Below are 21215 nucleotides of genomic sequence, written 5' to 3'. Positions count from 1 at the left end.
TTCCAACGAGCATAAGCTTGCTGACGTAAACAGTAAATTCGAAAGACTGGCACGAATTGGCGTTCTACGGCAACAAAAACGCGCTCGACAGACTATTCCATCGAGCGCGTTTGGCAAACCTATCAAGAGATTCTTACAGCGGATTCTGGACGATTGCCTTGTTCGCGTTTAGCTCCCTTCGTGGAATCAAAAACTCCCACTGTTTATCGCCGGCAGGTACGTCGAAGAGTACCACTACAGCAGAGTTGGCGTTGGTATTGTTTCGATTCAGGGGTAGATTCAGTCGCTTCAGGTCCGTAAACCGAACGCCTTCGCCCCATAATTCAACCCGCCGATTGAACATAATCTCATCCGTCAAAGCCGTACCCGTTTTGGTAGACAGTTTATAGGAAGGGTCACGCTTGCTCACCAGATCGAATAACACCGTGGCCGCGGCCGTGGCATTTCCCTGACGTGCCTGCGCTTCTGCTTCGATCAGGTACATTTCGGCAGCACGCATATAGGGAATATCGCCCATAGCACTGGTGGACGGTGTACCCGGCAGCCGGAATTTCTGATTTAAGTAAGGGACCCGAATACCACCCGTCGGTACTACAGAGTTGGTCGTCGTTGGCGTTTTAACCCACATCTTCGAGCGCACGTCCGTAGCTGGAATCTGGTCATAAAGCGCACTATTGATCTGTTTCGGGTCTACACGAATGTTTGTGGAATTATAGTTGCTGGAGATGTACGAGTGAAACGCGCCAAAGAACTCCGACTGATCTTCCACGTGATCAAATCCCCACATCCATTCGGGATTGCTGATATCCGAAAATCCTTCCTGATACTGCGCTACACTCATGAGCGTATAGGGCTTACGCGCATCAGCGGCAAACTTGGCGGCATCGGCCCAGTTCTGCTGGGTTAACGCCACCCGCGCCTGAAATCCTTTTATCACTTCTAGGTTGATGTGCGACTTATAGCTACGGGTCGAGGTCAGAAGGGCAGCTGCATCGACCAGGTCCTTATTGATCTGAGTGTAGATTTCCTCAACTGTTGCTCGGGGCATTCCTTCGGTTGTCGGCGTCAATACAAGCGGCACCCCAAGTTGACTATTGGGCTTGGCCGCAGCATCATAGCGCTTCCCGTAGAGTTGAACCAGGTTGAAGTACGAAAAAGCCCGAATCCCCAGCGCTTCGCCTTTAACCTGGTTCCGCTCCGACTGTGCACCAGCAGCCGCATCGATATTAGCAATAGCGATGTTGGCATTCCCGATCAGTCGGTAATAGAGTTCATAGGCCAACTGGTCGCCTACGGCTGTCTCCGACCGGTGCGCCTGCCAGCGTATTTCGGGAAGATGCCAGGTGTTTGACGTATTATTGATCTGCACATCCTCACCCATAACGTCCAGAATGATCATCATGGCAGGATGCCCGAAATGGCCCTGTGAACTTAAATACCGTACGACCATGGCCCTGTATATACCATTGATGGCAGCAGTTGCATTTTTAGTGGTCGAGAAGGCGGCCGCTGCATCAATATTGTTAGTCGGTGACGTTTCCAGGTATTCTTTTTCGCAGGCCGTTGCCAACAGGCCCAGCGCCATTACCAGCGTCAAATATCTTTTTTTCATGAGTTCTTTAAAGCTTAAAGTGTAAACGAAACACCCAGTACCAGGCTCTTGGCTGGACTGAATACATTGCCGGTTACGCCATTGAATTGTTGTTGTACGTTCATTCCTTTCCGACCCGACAGGATGAGGAGGTTTTCGCCACTCACATACACCTGGGCATTCTCCAGGAATAATTTACGCGCCAGTACGTTGGGAATCGTATACGAAAGCGTTACTGAACGAAGGTTCATGTAGCTGGCATCGATCAGCCACCGGTCCGACTGGGCATCAAAATCTGAGGTACGGGCGGCATCCATACGGGGCACATCGGTAATATCACCGGGGTTCCGCCACCGTCTCAGGATATCTGTCGATTTAGCGCTACCATATCCACCCGAACTCATCAGGGCAGCATAGGCCGCGTCGTATGTTTTTCCGCCTAGCTGGTATACGAACAGCGCCGAAAGCGATAGTCCCTTGTAACGGAACGTATTGGTAAAGCCACCTGACATAGCTGGCACGGAGCTTCCACTGTAGTGGTACCGGGCGTTGTTAACATTACTTGTAAGCGTATCGCCCGCTTCGGTGATACGAGAGTTAGTGGCGATATAACTAGCTGCCCGGTATTCAACCTCACCGTTGGCGGGATTAACTCCTCTGAACTCCCGCAGCCAGTAATCGTAGATAGAGTGGCCAACAGCCAGTTTCTTGGTATTGTCGCTAGAAGATATAATTTCAGGATTCTCATCCGGCATCTTCGTGATGTTGTTCTTGATCTTGGTTGCATTCAGATCAAGACGCCAGGTGAAGTCCTTCGTGCGAATCGGCTCGATACCCAGTTCGATCTCAACACCCCGGTTGTACATCGTTCCAATATTCCGGGTAACGGTCGATATACCATCTGACAACGGCAGGGGAACGGCGAAAATCAGGTTGGAAGACCGCCGATCGAAGTACTCAACCGTACCCGATACACGGCCCTTAAACAGGCTGAACTCAAGTGCTACGTCAAACGCATTGCTCGACTCCCACGCCAGATTCCGGTTACCCAGGCTCGTTTGCAAAATTCCAGCTTCTGATGCATTGTTCCAGCCACCCAGTCCATAAAGTGCCTGCCAGGCGTAGTAGCTAATCGTGTTGTCCTGCGCATCCTGACCCGTATTGCCACCGCCATCGTTCCCGGTCTGACCATACGACGCCCGCAGTTTCAGTGCATTGATCGTAGGAATTGATCGCAGGAATTCCTCCTGGTCTATACGCCAGGCCCCACTGACCGAATAGAAATTTCCCCAGCGTACATCCTGATAAAATTTACTGGAGCCATCCCGCCGAACCGATCCCGAAAGAAAGTATTTCTGATCGTAATCGTAATTGACCCGGGCAAAATACCCTTCCACCCGGCGCTGGAAAGCGACCGAAGACAGGTTTGTGGTGGTGGTGAAATTAACCAGTTCGTAGTTGCCATCCACGATTTGTTGCGAACGGGAACCCGTCAGGTTATTGTCGCCCACCTGGAAGTTTTCATGACCCAGCAACACATCAAAGCTGTTCTTACCAAACGACTTGTTGTAATTCAGCAACTGGTTGAGGTTGTAGCTATTGATATTTTGAAATTCATGCGTAGCACGACCTGCCGGAGCGCCGTCACCAATTTCAGGGTTTCCGTAGGTATACGTATTAATGGTCGTAAGGTCAGTACCAATATTCGCGGTGAATTTAAAATCCTTCAGGAACGAAACCTCTGCGTAGCCACGGGCACTGACCACATTCCGCCGGAGGTAGTTCTGATTCAGCACCGTTTCGGCCACCGAATGGCGTCCACCGAACTGAGGACGGGCTGGCAGTCCCAAAGACGTCAGGTTACCGTAATCCCAACGTCTGTCGCCGTTAGGCAAGGTCAGAAACTGACCTGGGTTAGCCGGATCGTAGGCGTAGACCGGATAAATTGGCCCGATGTTACGCGAGAAAAAGAAGGGGTTGACAAACGTAGTGCTTCCTCCTGTTCCACCCGCATCGGCCTGATTCGACTTGTTTAAGGTTAAGGCTAGATTAGCCCCTGTCTTAAACCAGGGTTTTATCTGCGAGTTGATATTGAGTCGACCCGTGATACGTTCGAAATCGGAGCGAATCAGATACCCTTTATCGTTCAGATACGACAGTGACAGGAAATAATCGGATTTGTTCTGTCCGCCCGCAAAGCTTACGTTCAGTTCGTCCCGGTTGCCCTGCCGCATGATCGGCTTCTCCCAGTCCAGCGACTCAGGCGAAAACCTCAACTGGGCATTCGGATTCATTTGGCCATTCACATCTACGACCTGGTTATCCGGTACGTTATAGGCGTTATAGCCCACCAGGCTGATCAATCGGGCGGTAGCATCTGCATTAGCCGTTGCCAGCGCTACGGGATTGGTGGCCCGGTAGGCAATGCTGTTCCGATACGTTTCCCACATCAATGGGTAATATTCGCCTACGCCTACGCGGTCATACTCGGGCAAGCCCCGTGTACTTAATCCTTTTGTATAGCGGACATTAATGGTGCTACGGTCCTTCTGGCCCTTTTTCGTTGTGACAACCACCACGCCATTGGCGGCCCGGGAACCATAGAGTGCCGTTGAGGCCGCATCTTTCAGGACCGAAACACTTTCAATGTCAGATGGGCTTATGTTGGAAATATTCCCCGAATAAGGAATTCCGTCGACCACATACAGCGGATCGTTTCCCGAAGAAATTGACCCGAATCCGCGAATACGAATATCCGGAGCCGCACCGGGTTGTCCCGTACCGGCCGTTGTCTGAACACCTGATATGGCCCCGGAAAGTGCCTGACCCAGGTTGCTGACCGGACGCTTTAGAATTTGCTCGGGGGAAAGCGTACCCGCCGACCCCGTAAACGAGGTCCGTTTGGCCGTACCAAACGTAGTAACAATTACCTCATCCAGATTAGCTGCGTCGGGCACCAGGCTTACCGTAATAGATGACTTATTACCAACGGCAATATCCTGCGATGCAAACCCGATAAAACTGAATACCAAATGGCCACTGGCCGGAACGCTGATACGATAGTTGCCATCAGCGTCGGTGGTGGTACCACGGGTTGTCCCTTTAAGCTGGACACTTACACCTGGCAATCCGGCGGCATCTTCTGACGACGTAACACGGCCACTCACCGCAACATCCTGTGCCAGCACAGGCAAACAAAACAGCATAGTCAGTAACCAACTGTTGAATAAAATTTTTCTCATGAAGTGTTTCTGATAAAGTGCCTTTAATCAATTTTTAATTAAGGCCGTAAAATTATTACATTATCGGCAAAGTCAATATATTATCTCTAAAAATATCCATCTACCTAATATAAATATTGCCTTTATTTAGTTTGCCAAAATCTTATAAATGTATATTTATCCCTTATTAATCATTCAACTTATTCTTGATTAATCAATATTTTATAATATTCCCAAGGACTTAGGCCATTCATCCCAACAACTCACGTCCTCACCAGATGCAGTGAACAATGTATTTATTCAGAAATTTCCCAGCAAGCTGCCAGCTCATTGCCGATACTATTGAGCTATAGGCTGAGCGATTAAAAAGACCCTTTTGAAAAGAACTGACCGGTTCAATTCGTTGTCTTATTGTTGTGCAATGACTGGTGCACTGGACAGTTGAATCATACGCGCCAGCGAATGCAGGCTATCTACTAAAGGCACGACAGGGCCACCCGTGTGGCGACGGCTCGTGCCAGCAATCGCAAATGACTTTCTTTGTTAAACCCGGCTCTATCGTCCGCCAGATTTGGGGCGATGCCGATGTAATTCTGTTAGTGTTTGCCGGATCGGCAGCGGAGTTCGCTCTGAACCGGGCCGTCGACTGGCTGTTTTATACGGGCAAATTGCCCGCCGACCCGATTGCCCGGTTGTTCTCGACAGTCCGTTATGCCCAGGAGATTGTGTTTGCCACGGACGAAAAGGCGCGTCAAACGATTGCCCGCATGGGCGCTATTCATGGGGGTGTAGAGCAAAAACGAGGCTACCAGATTCCCGATTGGGCCTACCGCGATGTACTTTACATGCTAATCGACTACTCGCAACGAGCTTACGAAACCCTGCACCGACCCCTTACCGATCCCGAGCGCGAAGAGTTATTCAGTACGTTCCGGGAAGTGGGCGCAGGCATGCACGTTCCCGGTCTGCCAAATACGTATGCTGACTGGAAAGTTGATAGGGAAGCGCACTTAAACCGGGATTTGATACGTAGTGAATTTACCGATAAGCTCTTTCAGCGTTATCGGGAGCAATTGGGCAACTGGCGGTATGATCTGCTCCGGCAGGTACAGTCGATATTAGTCCCAGAACAGGTGAGTCAGCTATTGGGTTTACCCTGGAAAACACCACTGGTTTATACCATTGGCCTGTATTCGACCTTCAACCGACTGGGTTTACGGTCGGTCGTGCAGCGGATACTGCTACCAACTGAGTATCTTGCTCAGATTCGGAGCTTAGACCGATAAATTATTAGTTTACCGTATTCGGTTTTTGGCAGGCTGACCGCACCGGCAGAACGGCGTCACAAGTTCTTGCGTCAGCCTACCAAGAATCAAATATGGTAAACCAAAAAACGCCTTCATCAACATGACTTCCTCCCCTATTACTACGTCCGTATTTGACCTGTTTAAAGTCGGGCCGGGGCCATCGAGTTCGCATACGATTGGACCAATGAAAGCGGCCTTCGACTTTCGGCAACGGTTGGCAAACTTGCCTGTTGGCATGCAACAACAAGCCGATGCCATTCACATCCATCTATATGGCTCATTGAGTGCAACGGGCAAAGGCCACGGCACCGATCGGGCGGTAATAGCCGGGCTGATTGGCTGGCAACCTGAAACGACGGACCCCGACGCGATGCTGAAATTATTGCGCGATCCGTCGGTGCTTTATCCCGTCCCTATAGGTGAGCGAACCATTGACGTTGGTCCTCAACATATTCATTTTGAGCGGGTTCGTTATGATTCGCCGTATCACAACACGATGGTGCTACGTCTCGCAGCCGGTGAGCAGACACTGTATTCGGAAGAATATTATTCGGTGGGGGGTGGATTCATTATTCGGAAGGGTGAGCCGGAAGTGGTTCCTGGAAGTCTGTCGGTACCCTATCCGTATGGGTCAATGACCGAGTTGAAAGCCCATCTTAAACTCAATAATATTTCGCTGGATGAAGTATTGATGGCCAATGAAATGGCATTGACCAACCGAAGTCGCGCTGAAGTCAATCAGCGACTCGACCAGATTTTAGATTTCATGCACAAAGCCGTCCGGCGTGGCCTCAAGCACAAAGGTATCCTACCCGGCTCCATTAAACTGAGCCGAAAAGCGCCGATTCTGTTTCAGCAGGCGAAGGGCATGAGCCAATCCTCAGACAGTTTCCTGATTTTCCTGAATGCGTATTGCCTGGCCGCTTCGGAAGAAAATGCAGCGGGTGGCATCGTGGTCACGGCGCCAACCTCGGGTGCATCGGGCGTCATTCCAGGCTTGACGTATTTAGCCAAACATCATTTTCATTACGACAAGGCTACGCTACGTTCGGGTATGCTGGCGGCTGCGGCTATTGGTTTTCTGGTGAAACATAACGCCAGTATTTCGGGGGCCGAAATGGGTTGCATGGGGGAAGTTGGTACAGCCTCGGCAATGGGGGCTGCTTTTTTAACGCGCTGCGCTCAGAACGTTAGCGATATTGGCCCGATTGAAGCAGCCGCCGAAATAGGCATTGAGCACCACCTCGGCATGACCTGCGATCCCATTGGCGGCTATGTTCAAATCCCCTGCATCGAACGAAACGCCATGGGCGCCGTGAAAGCTTACAACGCCTACCTGCTGGCAACATCGGGAGCGGCTTCGTTCCAGAAGATCTCGCTCGATGCCGTCATCAAAGTAATGAAAGCCACCGGCCGCGATATGTCGACCAAATACAAGGAAACTTCCGAAGCAGGATTGGCTCTCAGTGCCACCGAATGTTAAGTATTCTAAACAATTCAGTGCTATTAATCCGTTTTTAATTGAACGTCACGACTTAACGTGATTTAGCACTGAACTATGAATAATATTTACACACCCCAGCAACAACGGATTCTGCTCATCGCGAGCCTGATCATTATTGCTGGTTTTATTTTATTTGGATTAAGCGGCTACATATCGGCGTTTCTGGGCGCGGGTATTCTCTACGTTGTCTTCCGACCCTGGTTTACGGCCCTGGCTATCAAGCGCAACTGGAACCGATCCCTTGTAACAACGCTCCTGATTATTTTCTCGGTCGTCGTTATTATTATGCCTTTTCTGACGCTGAGCCTGCTGCTCATCGACCGAATTCAATACTACAGCCAGCATACCGAAGACATTCTGAATCTGGTCAAGAAAGCCGAAGAACTGACCGGCTACAAGATTACCAGCCAGCAAAACGTTCAGACTATTCTGCGCCAGGGCGGTACGTATGCCAGCCGGATTTTACCATCGATCGCGGGGGGTGCACTGGACTTTATCGTCATACTCGGCCTGATGTTCTTCACGCTGTACTTCATGTTCGTGCAGCAGGAAAGTTTTCAAAAAGGGCTACAGAAATACCTTCCCTTCAAGCGCGACACCCAAAAAGAACTGGGTGAATCCCTCAAAAATAACGTCAATGCCAACGTACTGGGGCAAGCCTTGGTCAGCTTAGTACAGGGTGTATTAACGGGAGCGACACTCTGGATTTTTGGCGTACCCGATGCTCTTTTCTGGGGTACCGTAGCATTTTTTATGGCCTTCATTCCGGTACTGGGAACGCCCCTGGTCTGGGGACCCGCCGGGCTGATTCAGCTTTCGCAGGGCAATACGGGCCAGGGGGCTGGCATTTTGCTGGTCGGTGTTATCGTGATTATCAACATCGACAATCTGCTACGTATCATGCTGGCCAAACGCATGGGCGACATTCACCCACTCGTTACGTTGGCGGGTATTGTGCTGGGCGTCCCGATTTTCGGCATACTGGGGTTGGTCGTCGGACCGTTGCTCCTCTCCTATTTCATTGTGTTGATCGACGTATTTGAACGCGAAAACAAGAAGCAGGAAAAGGAAGTCGCCCTAGCCCAGGAACAAGTTGAAGTAGCCGCCGAGCAGGGTAAAAAGTAATCAGTTTTTGTGGTGATTCTCGTGGTGGAGACTAATCTACAGCACGTAACATACTATAAATCAGTCCTTAGCTCATGACGTTTGAGCTAAGGACTGATTTATGCATGTCGGTTCTTAATTTATTGAGTGCGATGGATGTGCCGTCGGAAAAATGACCAGTACATCGTACCCCAGAATGGTCCGGCGCAGATCGATGTCGTCGATTTTGAGCTTCTGGCTTTGCAGCGCCTTGCGTATCGGCAGTAAGTTGAATACAGCCCATTCCTCTTTCGGTGTGGCATCGAAAAAAGGCTTTATAAACTTCAGATCGCCGTTATACGGATCAAGTTTTTGAGCAGGCAAACTTTTAAAGGGGCTTCCCTGTACACCATCCTTTCCAAAAATAGCGATGTGAAACGTGGTTTTATACTCGCTATCGGCCAGGTTGCTGAGCAGGTTTCCACAGTCGTATACGCGTAAGTAGCTCTCCCCACGGGCGCAATGCATGGCCCCCATTTTAACGAGTACTTTCTTGTTTTTAATCGCCGACTCATACGCCATCATGAGTTGATGCTTCATGAGTTGTACCCGCAAGGCGTGGCTTTGGGTTTTATAAATGCGAGCCGACAATTTTATGCCCTCCAGTATCTCTTTTTCGTGGGCCGACAAGGGTCCTTTTTCCAGTTCCGCTACGTCCTGATCGAACATAGCACTTTGCATATAGGTGGGCTGGCTCATATCCGACGTAAACTTGTCGGCGGCTGCTCTGGCCCGTTCTGCCATGACTGCGTACTGCTTGCGCGAACTGACGCTAGTGGCCGTACGAGCCAGATCCTCATACAGCAGTGGATCAGATATCATCGCAATCTGGTCGAGCCCAATAAACGTAGTGTGGGTCCGATTAGCTGCCTGTAGCATTTGAAATTCTTCCCGAAGGCCATAAAATGAGAGGGCTGCCCCGGTCTGAGAAGCCCACTTCATAACGGAAGTGGTATCTTTCTGCGCTAGTTTTTGATTAAGAATCTGCGCGACATAAGGGTCTACTTCAAGCGCAAACGTATTAAACGTACTGGTTTTCAATACCTGTTCTGTAAAGTAAGGTATCTCGGCCATAAAATGATCTTCGCCAATCAATACATACTGATTTTGCTGTACACCCGACTGAATCAAATCCCATCCTTTTCCCGTAAAACCCTTGGAACCAGGCTTTAATGAAGATGTATTTTCGTTGAGTAAGCGTGTCCACAACGTATCGGGCTGCTGCGCGAACCCTGTAGACATGGTTAAGAGAAAGACAAAAAATGTTACTACTTGAGGTATGCGAAACATGGTAGTGAATAGATGGAAGGTTGAGTGATGAGTGAAAAAATGAAGCGTGAAGAATAACTACACAGAGTATTATTCTTCACGCTTCATTTTTCACTTATTACTAATTTTATTGACGCGTCACTTTGCTGGCGCCGGAGGTTTCGGAATCCAGCGATCCAACATGACCGAAGTTGGCATGGCTGGCACCGCTGGCATCAACCGACGCTTTGTCTACGCTCAGCCCGGTTGCTTCAATTTTGCTGGCACCGCCCAGGTCAGCCTCCAGCTCATTTACGTGTCCACGTAGTACCGCATTCGACGCGCCCGATAAGTCGAGCGAGAGCTTTTCTACCGACCCATCGAACACGGTGCGGCAGGCGCCACTCATGTCGATATCCAGATTCTTGTAGTTACCAAAACCAACCAGGCTGGCTTTCGAAGCTCCCGACAATTTAAGTTCGTCGATACCAGGTACCGTAATGGTCAGTCCAACACGTTTGCGATTGCCCCAGTTGAACAGTCCCCCTTTACGATCGATTTTTACTTCGAGCATGTTGCCATTGACCCGAACGTCCATATCACTCATGTCGTCTTCACGGCCATCGGCAACCACTTTATACGTATCGCCCTTGCGGAAACGGACCACAAATGCTCCCGAAATATCTACTTTCGAGAAGGACGTAACATTAAACTGACGGGTATGCGAACCGATATGGTCGAAGTCATCACCCAGTTCGTTGGCTACGGCATCCTGAACATCGTCGGTAATGTCGGTCACGTCGTTGTCTTCATCATTGTCATCCCGATCTTTCTCCCGGGGGAAGTTGATGCAAACCAGACCATCCTGTTTCGTGAATTTCCAGATACTTTCGCCCATGCGATCAAGCTCTTTTTCGCCAAACTCATTGCGGATGAAGCGGGCAAACTCCCGGGTCATACGAAACGGTTTCTCGTAGGGGATCATCAGCTCCATATCCAGATCCTGTGCCCGGAAGCGAGCTTTAGGCGCTAATTCCAGCGTTTCTTCAAAACTCACCGTCGAGTCTTTCACCGTATATACATACTTGATCTGGCGGGCGTTAGCCTGGGCTTCGGTACGAGTGCTTCCCTGCGCACGGAACGATTGTACAAGCGTTAAGGCCGTACCGTCGTATCCTTTCACGTCAATCGATGGGCGCCAGTTATCGTCATTTTCCACATCGCTCATGGCGAAGGTTGGAATAGCTGCGGCCACGTTCAATACCTTCGTTTCTTCGACCGTTCCGCGACGTTGGAAACTGTTAATCAGCGGGGTAACGGTTCCGGCAAAAATAACCAGACTCACCAGCCACACACCTGCCAGCGTCAGCGCGGTACGACCACTCAGAACACTACGTCCCATGATGAGCATGACACCCAAAATAGCCAGACCGAATGCAGGAATTATACCCGTCAGGAATGCAGCCAGAACCATTGGGAAAGTAACGTCATTCCGGATCATGTCAATGGGCAAGTTACCCATCTGAATGCCATCAAGTCCAATGAAAGCGCCCAGAACCGCTAAGCACGCAACCATTAAAGCAAAGGCTACCACTAACATCAGCACACCGGCAAACACCCGAATAAGGCCCACGACACCATTCAGCAGCGGTCCCAGCGCACGGCCCAGTCCACCAATAATGGTAGCAATCGCCCGGAAGGGAAAGAGCAGAACCCGGGTCAGCGTACTTTCATTGTTGGCCGTTTCATTGATGTTCAGATTCTGTTTGATGCTGTTTTCAATGTTGGTCAACGTAATGGGCTGGCCCTGCATTTCCATTTTCTCGGTGAGCGTATTGGCCTGTGGCGCAATCATCCAGAGCACGATGTAGAGCAGGAAACCAACCCCGAAAAAGACAATACCCAGCACAAACAACAACCGGATGATGCCCGTATCGACGCCAAAGTAGGCAGCAATACCCGATGCAACGCCCCCAAGCACTTTGTCTTCGGGATTCCGGAAGAATTTTTTAACGGTTTTATCTTCTTCAATACCCATGGTGCCGGGTAATGCAATCCACATGGCAATGTAGAGTATGAAGGTAAACCCAGACACGCCTGCCCCGAACTCATGACCCAGTGGCGGTAATGCCAGGAACAGAATCAGAAAAATCAGTCGAACCCATACTACGTCCATATTGAAATAGTGAGCCAGACCCGCACAAACGCCACCGAGGGTTTTCCGACGCAGGTCACGCACAAGCCGGCGTGGAAAAGGCTCGGGGCTTGGGGCATGGGGTAAAGGGTTTTCTGGCGCACCAGGGCCTGTTTTAGCCTTGGGGCCCTGCCCAAGGCCCTGGGCTGAATGTCGGCCACCGTTGGTAACCAGCACTTCTTCTTCCTCAACGGCTTCGAAGTCGGCTACCGTGCCCATAGCCGCAGTGAGCTCATTGACATCCTCAAGGGAAACAACTTGTTTGTCGGCCGCTTTGAGTTTGGCGAGCAGTTTCTCGGCAATACGGTTTTCAATATCCGTTACAATTTCCTGACTGTCTTCGTAGGTCGAAAAGTACTGCTGTACCGTTGTCAGGTAACTTCTAAGTTTGTCGTAGCCGTCCTCTTCGATATGGAAGATGACGCCACTAATGTTAATGCTGATGGTCTTTTTCATGGCGATGTAGAAGAGATTAGGTTAAGCGTTGGCAGAAGGATTTGGGGTAGGCGGCAATGAAACAGGTGTTGCCCCATTAGCAATTTTCTTATGCAGTTCAACCTTCTCAATAATGGAGGTAACCGATTCGGCAAGCTCCTGCCAGGTTTCATTTAATGACTCTAATGAAGTACGGCCGAGGTCGGTCAGGAGGTAATATTTTCGTGGTGGTCCAGAGGTTGACTCGACCCATTTATAATCGAGCAGACCGGCATTTTTCAACCGAGTTAGCAGTGGGTACAAGGTACCCTCCACAACCATGATTCGGGCGGAGGTCAGCTCTTCAAGCATATCGGAAGCATAAATTTCGCCCCTCGATATGATGTGCAGGATGCAGAACTCCAGGATTCCCTTTCGCATTTGCACCTGAGCGTTTTCTATATTCATTGGTGTATAGGATTTCGTTAATTTCTTGCATCAAAGGTAGCATAAGGTACTATGCGATGCAAGGTACTTTGCTATTATCTTTTTATAGACTGTATCAACGGTAAAAAACAGGGGTGAATGGCGGTATTGTCAGTTACGATAGTAAATGCGACACATTTGAATCCACTTTAGCAAATGTGTCAATTTGCACGTTTATTGCCGCTTAGACTTGGGCTGATAATAACTATTAGCCAGCAACCGTTGTGCCTAGTGTATAAGCTCGGTTTTCACCTCAATCGGCATTTGATCAAATCCCCAACTTAATCGCCAGAATTGGGGCCTATTTATCGATTTAAGCGATAAAGCCAACTGGCCTTTTCGAATTAATAAGAGTAGCGCTTTCAGAGACTCATGTAATACAAAAAAAGGAAGGCCGTTCAATACTGTCAACTATAATTAGTCGTATACGTGACATGTACCTTTAAAGCATTAAATATACATAATCTATTAAATGAATATTTTATGTTGTTAAATTTAAAAAAACCATATCTTTAGTCGTACGTTTCAACGATCAAAGCGACAATGCCCGTCCGGTTCTTTTGCTTCTTACTAGCCGGTCTATGGATCGTCCCATCGGCCCAAGCGCAGCAGCAGAACACCCGATTTACCTACCTGACCACCAATCAGGGACTTTCCCAAAATAACGTAACCTGCATTGTACAAGACAAAAAAGGCTTTATGTGGTTTGGGACCCGGGATGGCCTCAATAAATACGACGGTTATACCTATACACTTTACCGGAACGATCCACTAAAGTCCACGAGCCTAAGTCATAGTTATGTACATAGCCTGTTTGAGGATAAACAGGGTCGTTTATGGGTTGGCACTGATGATGGTGGTCTTAGTTTGTTTGATGCTAAAACGGAAACCTTTACCAATTACAAGCATATACCAGGGCTGGAAAATAGCCTTGGCCACAATAAGGTCATGGCTATTGCTCAGGATGCTCATGGCTACTTGTGGGTCGGTACGTCTGGTGGTGGACTGGACCGGTTTGACACCCAACAAAAAACCTTTACGCACTTCAGTCATCAGGCTGCAAATACCGGCAGTCTGAGTCATAATCAGGTAAGTTCTGTTTTTATTGATCGTGCCGGTGTGGTCTGGGTAGGCACGCAGGGAGGTGGCTTGAATCGGTTAGATCAGAAAACAAATTCCTTTACCCATTATATCCATAATCCTAATGATCAGCACTCGTTAAGTCAAAACTATGTAACTTCCTGCTTTGAAGATTCTCAGGGGCGATTCTGGGTCGCAACAGATAATGGGTTAAACCGATTTGACAGGGATCAAGAGGTTTTTACGCACTTTCAACAAACGACGGATCTACCTGCTCAGCTGAGCCATAGTGATGTAAAAGCCCTAGCCGAAGACAAAGACCATAACCTGTGGATAGGTACCCAAAACGGAGGGATTACTCTGTTACATCCCGATGGCACCTTTTCCTACTACCCTTACCAAGTCGATAACAATCGGGGCCTCAACAGTGGCTCGATCTATTCGATCTATCGGGATCGAACAGGCACAATGTGGGTGGGCACTTTTTCGGGTGGAGTCAATAAACTGGATTCGCCCCCCCTGAAATTTAAACTATATCAACGCACCCGAATAAATACCAATAGGCTGAGCAATAATAATATACTGGCCGTTTGGGAGGATTACCGGGGCGATTTATGGCTGGGTACCGACGGGGGGGGCATCAATGTGCTAACAAAAGGACAATCGGTTTTCAGAGCCTATCAGGATACGAGCCGGTTTGCTGCTTCGATTAGTACCAATTTTGTGTTAACGATTTATGAAGACAGGGCCAAGCGTATCTGGACAGGTAATTTTAAAGGAGGATTAACGCTGTTTAATCGAGCCAAAAATGCCTTTGAGCCGAAAGGTAATTTTAGCCCACTTAGTATCAGTGCCATCCTAGAGGCCAGGAATAGGATCATGTGGCTGGGCACTTTCGAGGAAGGACTTATTCGATATGATCAGGCTACGGGCGAGACAACCAAATACCATCCAAACGCGGCTCAGGCGGGTAAACTGAATTATCCTACTATTACCAGCCTTTGGGAGGATAGCCTGGGCAATATCTGGATGGGCACCGATGGGGGAGGAATAAATGTGTTCTACCCGGCAACAAACAAATTTACTCAGTTTATCCATAAGGACAGTAACCTGAAAACTCTCAGTAGCAACCAGGTCAATATTCTTTTTGAAAGCAGTACAGGACAACTCTGGATAGGGACCAATGCTGGTTTAAACCGGTTTAATCTTACTACCCAAACGTTTATGGCTTACCGTCAGCAAGACGGTTTAGCCAACGAAGTGATTCAGGGTATTCTTGAGGATAAACATGGAACCCTATGGCTAAGTACCAATAAGGGCTTGAGTTCCTTTAATCCGAAAACCTACTCTACCCACAATTTTGATGCAAATGATGGTTTGCAGGAAAGTTCCTTTAACCGAATGTCCTGCTATAAAAGCTTGAGTGGGCAGTTATTTTTTGGGGGCTTAGGTGGACTCAATAGCTTTTTTCCTGATAGTTTACACTATAATTCGTTTATTCCACCGGTCTATATTACCGATTTTCAACTATTCAACAAGTCGGTAAATATGCATGATGCGCAGTCGGTGCTGCATAAACCAATCAGTGAAACCCGAGATATTTCGCTCTCCTACCACCAATCGGTACTTTCCTTCGAGTTTGCCGCCTTGAATTACATCGTGTCAACTAATAATCAGTACGCTTATAAACTCGAGGGTTTCGATCGGGATTGGATTCAGGCAGGAACCAAGCGAACGGCGACCTATACAAATCTAGATCCAGGCGACTATGTTTTTCGGGTCAGAGCCTCGAATAACGATGGGATCTGGAATCAGACCGGTACGTTTGTCAACCTGCATATTATTCCTCCAGTTTGGCAAACGGACTGGTTTAAGAGTTTAGCGTTATTGCTGCTACTGGGTAGCTTGTACATCGTGTACCGCCTACGGGTCAGCCACATCAAGGCGCAGCAAGTATCCTTACAAAACCAGGTACGGGCGCGATCTATTGAAATACTCCAGCAAAAACAGGAACTAGAAGCGCAGGCACTTCATATGCAGTTACTCCAAGTTAAAGTTGAGCAGCAGAAGGATCGGGATCAACTTCAGGAGAGTGAACAGCGATTTCAGGAAATTGCCGAAAATGTTGATGAGATTTTTTGGATTCATTCAGCCGAACCATTTCAATTACTCTACGTCAATGCGGCTTTTGAACGGGTTTGGAACACAACTTTTCCGCAATCACACGAAGATGCGGCCTTGTTTATGGAGAGCTTCCTGCAGGAAGACCGGGTCGCTGTTTGGGCTTTTATCGAGCAATATAAAGCCGGAATAGCAGGAGAACTCTATTACAGACTGCAAGTAATTGACAAACCTTTGCGCTGGCTATTGATTCGCACTTTTGTTATTCGCAATAAAGCGGGAAAGGTGCTCCGCCACATTGGTATTGCTAGTGATGTGACCAGCCAGAAAGAAAAGGAATTTTTTCTCCAACAATCTCTACAGCGGGAACAGGAACTGAACCAACTCAAGTCACAGTTTGTCTCCACGGCCTCCCACGAGTTCCGTACCCCACTGACGACTATCCAATCAAGTGTCGAGTTAATCAAGCTGTATATAGATCTACCCGCCACAAGTGCTCGGACTTCTATTCAAAAACACCTGGGTGTTATCGAAAAACAGATTAGTCAGTTTAGTACTTTACTGACCGATGTATTGACCATCGGCCAGATTGACGCCGGGAAAATAGCATATACCCCTAAGTCGGAGGATGTCATTGCCCTTTGTTTGGGTCTGATTGAGACTCATTTTAGTGGTCGCTCCGATCAGCGGAGTGTTCAACTGAACACTGAGGGAACGCCCTACTTGGTCGATCTGGATGCTAAACTGATCAGCCATGTGCTGATCAATCTGCTGTCGAATGCCTTTAAGTTTTCTCTCAATACACCTCCTATCTTACGCATTCAATTTAGTACCAGGCAGTTGGTATTGCAGGTGATCGATACGGGCATAGGCATTCCGATCAGTGAGCAATCTTCTCTTTTTCAGGCTTTCTTCCGCGCCAGTAACACCGCTGGCATACAGGGTACCGGTCTGGGATTAGTCATCGCCCGTCAATTTGTCGACTCGCATGGCGGTCAGATGGATGTTGAGAGTCAGGAAAGAAGTGGAACCACGTTTACCGTTACCTTGCCGATTACATGCACAGAGCAAGTGGAGAAAGGCTAATGCCAGGAGGGTTGATCCACTAATTGTTTCTGTCTTATTATGAAAACTACGGAATGAATATGGTTTAACACATCAGGCATTAGCCTAAGCCAGATTTTCTCTAATAAGGAGTACCAAAAATATAGCCCCATATAGTAGGTGTATGTCGTCAACCGAAAGTGTACAGATGCGGCCGGGCGGCCGGAGCAGTGAAAAGAGAAGAGATACTTTCACGAACGTTGTAGACGCTGAAAAATTTGCCGCAGTGGCGGACCGCTTTTTCTTCCACGTAACATCCAGTTTTATTGACTATTTTATACCCCTGATAGCCCACCCCTGTTTGTGTTAAATCCATTACCGAGCCAGTTAGAGCTAAATATAAACAGCCATCGATACAAGATTTGCTGTTATTCCGGGTTGTTCTCATAGTAGCAGTTGACCTTTATAGTTCAGAAAAACAATAGGCTTGCCGGGTACCCAGACGGAATTTACCAAAATCAGGTTCGCGTACGTGCCAGCCAGCATACCCACGGTGTCGTCTGGCGAAACGTCCAAACGTATACGATTGTATCACCGAGCTTTATCAATAGTAAACTTAGGCAGATAGACTGCTGACTAGGGATTAAGATTGGGGGTGCGAATAAGAGTAATAAAGGGGATTAACGAAGCGGTAGGTATCACGATATTCTTCCTGAACATAACCAACAGAATGGCCGTTAGAAAAATTAAAAGACGTTTTATAAATGGAAGTTCTATATTAAAAGATAGTGCTTTATTCGAGCGAGATAAAAACGTAAGTTATTGTTAATCAATGAGCAGGGGAAACCAAATAGCTATCCTCGTCTTACCTTCAGATAGGCTCTCTATGGTCATCCGGCCTTGATTTAATGCTAAAAGCTTTTTTACAATCGATAAGCCTAACCCAAATCCCTGCTGTTCATACTTTTGGCGATCAAATTGCTTATAAGGGGCTATCTGATCATAATACTCGGCTTTAAATGGTTGTCCCATATTGGTAAAGTCGAAACAATAGTCTGTTCCATCTAACTTTCCAATGATCACTATAGTCTGTGCTAAATCAGAGAATTTAACAGCATTGTCGATCAACTCACTTAAGCATAATTGCAGGTTTTCTTCCGAAATTCGAAGCTGAGCGCTTTCCACATCCAGTTGATAGTTTACTTCTCGATCCTGTCGGTACCCGATAGCTAGGACATAGCTATCAACCATCCCAGCCGTAATTGTGGTACTACCACTCGAAAAATGGCCATAATCAGCATGAGAAGAGTCTACCTGCTGCAAGACAGCCATTCGTTGAACATTATCTAAAGAGCGTTTTAGCTGCAGTCCACATTGCTTTATCATCGTCACCATGGAAAGGGTTTCTTCACTACCGAGTTGTTGATAGTCCTCAATTAATAAGGAACAAAACCCAATGATGCCAGACAAGGCCGTATTGTATTCATGAGCCGTCACGGAGGCTAGTGTGTGGCGATAGTTAGTTATCTGAGCTTTCAGATCCGCCTTCCATAGCTCATTTCTCTGTAAACGGCTTTCAATTGTATGTAGCAGATTCTGAAGGGTAAAAGGCTTTGTCAGGTAGTCATCCGCCCCATGGTTCATACCCTTGCGCATATCGGTGGGATCTGATTTGGCGGTCAGGAATATAAACGGCACATTGGCGATCAACCGATTATTGCGCATTACATTCAGCACTTGATACCCATCAACCTCCGGCATCATGATATCACAAAGAATGAGGTCTGGTGGTTGGAGAAATGCCTGGCTGATACCTTCCCGGCCATTGGCAGCTGATTTTACGGCAAACCCGTGTAATGACAGCAGTTCGGTTAGGTTTTCCCGAATCTGCATATCATCTTCAATAACTAAGATTTGAGTGGTCATTTTTTAATTTTAGATGAAAAGTTGCTTACCTATAGAAGATAAATTAACATGCGTAGGAAGTTCCTCATCATGCCTAATTGGTAAGACAACTGTACAAGTGGTACCTTTTTCGCTACGTCGAGATTGCCATCGTGGAGTTCTACAAATTGCCTGGCAAATACGTATCAAACCATCCCGGTATTAGTTTCTCCATTTCTGAGTGGGAGTTGTGCGGCTACTGTAATCTATAGCTTCTTCCAGTAATACATCTAAATCGATAACCATTCTTTAAAAGAACGAAACCGCGCTTTAGCTAAAGTGACCTCCTGAGGTTCTCCACCAATATCGACAGACAAGCAATACTTCCCTTTATCCCAGTAGGCGTATTTTTGAACACTTTTCCGGTGCAAAATTGTATGCCGATTAACCCTGAAAAATTGCTTCTGATCAAGTTTTGTAACTAACGTATCCAAACTTATATCCAGTTGAAAGGTACCCCGCGGATGCCAAACAAAATACCCTCTTTTTTGAGTAAAAAAGGAAACACATTCTTCCGTTTTAAGGAGCATATATCCCTTTTCATCGCGGCCACGGATCATTCTTAAGTGCGTAGTCGATGGTACAAGATCAATTCGCTGTTGTTTACTCCTTTTTAGTCGGCTGTCAATGGCATTTAACAGATCACTAATCAGAAAAGGCTTGGTGAGATAATCATCAGCGCCTAAACCCATTCCTTGCCGCAAATCCACCATATCTGCTTTGGCCGTTAAAAAAATAAACGGAATATGGGCTAAATCAGGACTAGTGCGGATGGTTTCAAGGACCTGGTAACCATCCAGATTGGCCATCATAATGTCACAAAGAATCAGGTCAGGTTGCCATTGTTTAGCTTCCACAATTCCTATTGCGCCATCCTCGGCCATTCGCACTTCATACCCGTTTAGCGTTAGTAATTCGGCTATGTTTTCTCGGATTTGCACTACATCTTCAATGACTAGTATTTGAATCGACATGTGAATGGTAGATGCGATTAAATGCGTTTGTTAGGCCACTTTTTCCTCTTAAAAATCATATGATGCGCTGAAACTCTTTTATTGGCAAAGAGTCTAAGAGGTTTTAATTTAGCTAGAGCACAGTGTATGATAACACTTGAGAATATATAGAAAGCAGATTCTCAGGCTTTACGAATTACATTATATCGCGATAAGATAAAAAGTTGTAGGAGACCGAAAACCGCTTGTAGAACCTTGTCCTGTTTTATTATACTAAGTAACTTTTTAGCTAATTTGGAATTAATTTCAGTAGTCAAATATACTTAAATAATACTATAAAAAATATTATATGTATTCAGTTTCAATTAAGTTAACTAATTAATAACTACAAATAACTATCAGTTAGTTTGCTGGCAATAAATTACTTCAATGACCTTGTCTACTTTGACAATAAAATCAACTTGAATAGCTATTCCTGGGTCGTTTTGCTGTTTCGGAGTGATTCGTTTGCCTAAAATCACTTCGGTGAGAACTAGTCGCTACTGTAGGGGTGATGCTGTTACCCCTACATTGCGGAGAAGGACTTTCACCTTCACGCTTATTGGGCTACCATGGCGCGGGCTTATTTCGCCGGGCCGATTTCTATGGATCAAGCAAGGGGGAGGGCATAAGTTTTGTCATATTTTTTGCCTCGCTTGACCACTGCATAGACCCGATGGATGAGTTTATTTCGTAATGCGTTGATGACCAACATCTTATTTTTACCGTCGGCGACTTTACGTTGATAATAATCCTGTAACTCTCCTTTCACCTGTAGGGCCGACATGGCTGCCATATGGAGTAACGTTTTAAGTGATTTTCGGGCATGATGATTCACGCGGGTCTTGCCCCGTACACTACTGCCTGAAGAGTGCTCAAAGGGAGCTACGCCCGCATGGCAAGCCAGCTTTTTAGGATACTCAATG

12 protein-coding genes are annotated in these 21215 nt (G+C 47.4%); 4 read left to right on the top strand and 8 right to left on the bottom strand.

The window, feature by feature from the left end:
- Window positions 1-133 precede the first annotated feature (133 nt).
- Both BM202_RS25670 and BM202_RS25665 read right to left on the bottom strand, forming a co-directional pair.
- Window positions 134-1612, bottom strand: a complete 1479-nt coding sequence (locus BM202_RS25670) for a RagB/SusD family nutrient uptake outer membrane protein (protein WP_093831570.1) — start codon at window positions 1610-1612, stop codon at window positions 134-136.
- Window positions 1613-1626: 14 nt separating this feature from the next.
- Window positions 1627-4833, bottom strand: a complete 3207-nt coding sequence (locus tag BM202_RS25665; protein WP_093831568.1) for a SusC/RagA family TonB-linked outer membrane protein — start codon at window positions 4831-4833, stop codon at window positions 1627-1629.
- A gap of 509 nt (window positions 4834-5342) precedes the next feature.
- On the opposite strand from BM202_RS25665, the gene BM202_RS25660 reads away from it, so the two are divergent.
- The 3 genes from BM202_RS25660 to BM202_RS25650 all read left to right on the top strand — a co-directional run bounded on the left by BM202_RS25660 (window position 5343) and on the right by BM202_RS25650 (window position 8748).
- Entirely contained in the window at window positions 5343-6098 is a 756-nt protein-coding gene (locus BM202_RS25660) for an oxygenase MpaB family protein (RefSeq protein WP_093831566.1), read from the top strand.
- 121 nt (window positions 6099-6219) lie between these two features.
- Window positions 6220-7602: an L-serine ammonia-lyase gene (locus BM202_RS25655; RefSeq protein WP_093831564.1), complete on the top strand. Its 1383-nt coding sequence runs from the start codon at window positions 6220-6222 to the stop codon at window positions 7600-7602.
- Window positions 7603-7677: 75 nt separating this feature from the next.
- Window positions 7678-8748, top strand: coding sequence for an AI-2E family transporter (locus tag BM202_RS25650; protein ID WP_093831562.1), 1071 nt, complete (start codon window positions 7678-7680; stop codon window positions 8746-8748).
- Window positions 8749-8862: 114 nt separating this feature from the next.
- On the opposite strand, the gene BM202_RS25645 is transcribed toward BM202_RS25650, so the two are convergent.
- The 3 genes from BM202_RS25645 to BM202_RS25635 form a co-directional block, all read right to left on the bottom strand.
- Window positions 8863-10008 (bottom strand): hypothetical protein, encoded by a 1146-nt coding sequence (locus BM202_RS25645; RefSeq protein ID WP_093831560.1) that lies wholly within the window; start codon window positions 10006-10008, stop codon window positions 8863-8865.
- A gap of 154 nt (window positions 10009-10162) precedes the next feature.
- A complete protein-coding gene (locus tag BM202_RS25640) occupies window positions 10163-12664 on the bottom strand; it encodes a PspC domain-containing protein (protein ID WP_093831558.1) in 2502 nt (833 codons plus the stop codon).
- 21 nt (window positions 12665-12685) lie between these two features.
- Complete coding sequence (locus BM202_RS25635) at window positions 12686-13090, bottom strand: PadR family transcriptional regulator (RefSeq protein WP_093831556.1); 405 nt, start codon at window positions 13088-13090, stop codon at window positions 12686-12688.
- Between the two features lie 561 nt (window positions 13091-13651).
- Here BM202_RS25635 and BM202_RS25630 point away from each other — a divergent pair.
- The gene (locus BM202_RS25630; RefSeq protein ID WP_093831554.1) at window positions 13652-17395 is read left to right on the top strand and encodes a sensor histidine kinase; all 3744 of its coding nucleotides are present in this window, start codon (window positions 13652-13654) and stop codon (window positions 17393-17395) included.
- Window positions 17396-18178: 783 nt separating this feature from the next.
- Here the strand turns inward: BM202_RS25630 and BM202_RS25625 are convergent.
- The 3 genes from BM202_RS25625 to BM202_RS25615 all read right to left on the bottom strand — a co-directional run.
- On the bottom strand, window positions 18179-19279 hold the full coding sequence (locus BM202_RS25625; RefSeq protein ID WP_093831552.1) for a hybrid sensor histidine kinase/response regulator: 1101 nt from the start codon (window positions 19277-19279) through the stop codon (window positions 18179-18181).
- Between the two features lie 248 nt (window positions 19280-19527).
- Entirely contained in the window at window positions 19528-20271 is a 744-nt protein-coding gene (locus tag BM202_RS25620) for a response regulator (protein ID WP_093831550.1), read from the bottom strand.
- A gap of 628 nt (window positions 20272-20899) precedes the next feature.
- Window positions 20900-21215 (bottom strand): transposase (locus BM202_RS25615; RefSeq protein ID WP_143100751.1); only part of this gene is annotated, 316 nt, incomplete at its 5' end.

It is taken from the genome of Spirosoma endophyticum (assembly GCF_900112365.1).
GTDB classification, from domain to species: domain Bacteria; phylum Bacteroidota; class Bacteroidia; order Cytophagales; family Spirosomataceae; genus Spirosoma; species Spirosoma endophyticum.
Note: the sequence above shows the minus strand (reverse complement) of the source record. Positions and strands in the feature narration are given on the sequence as shown.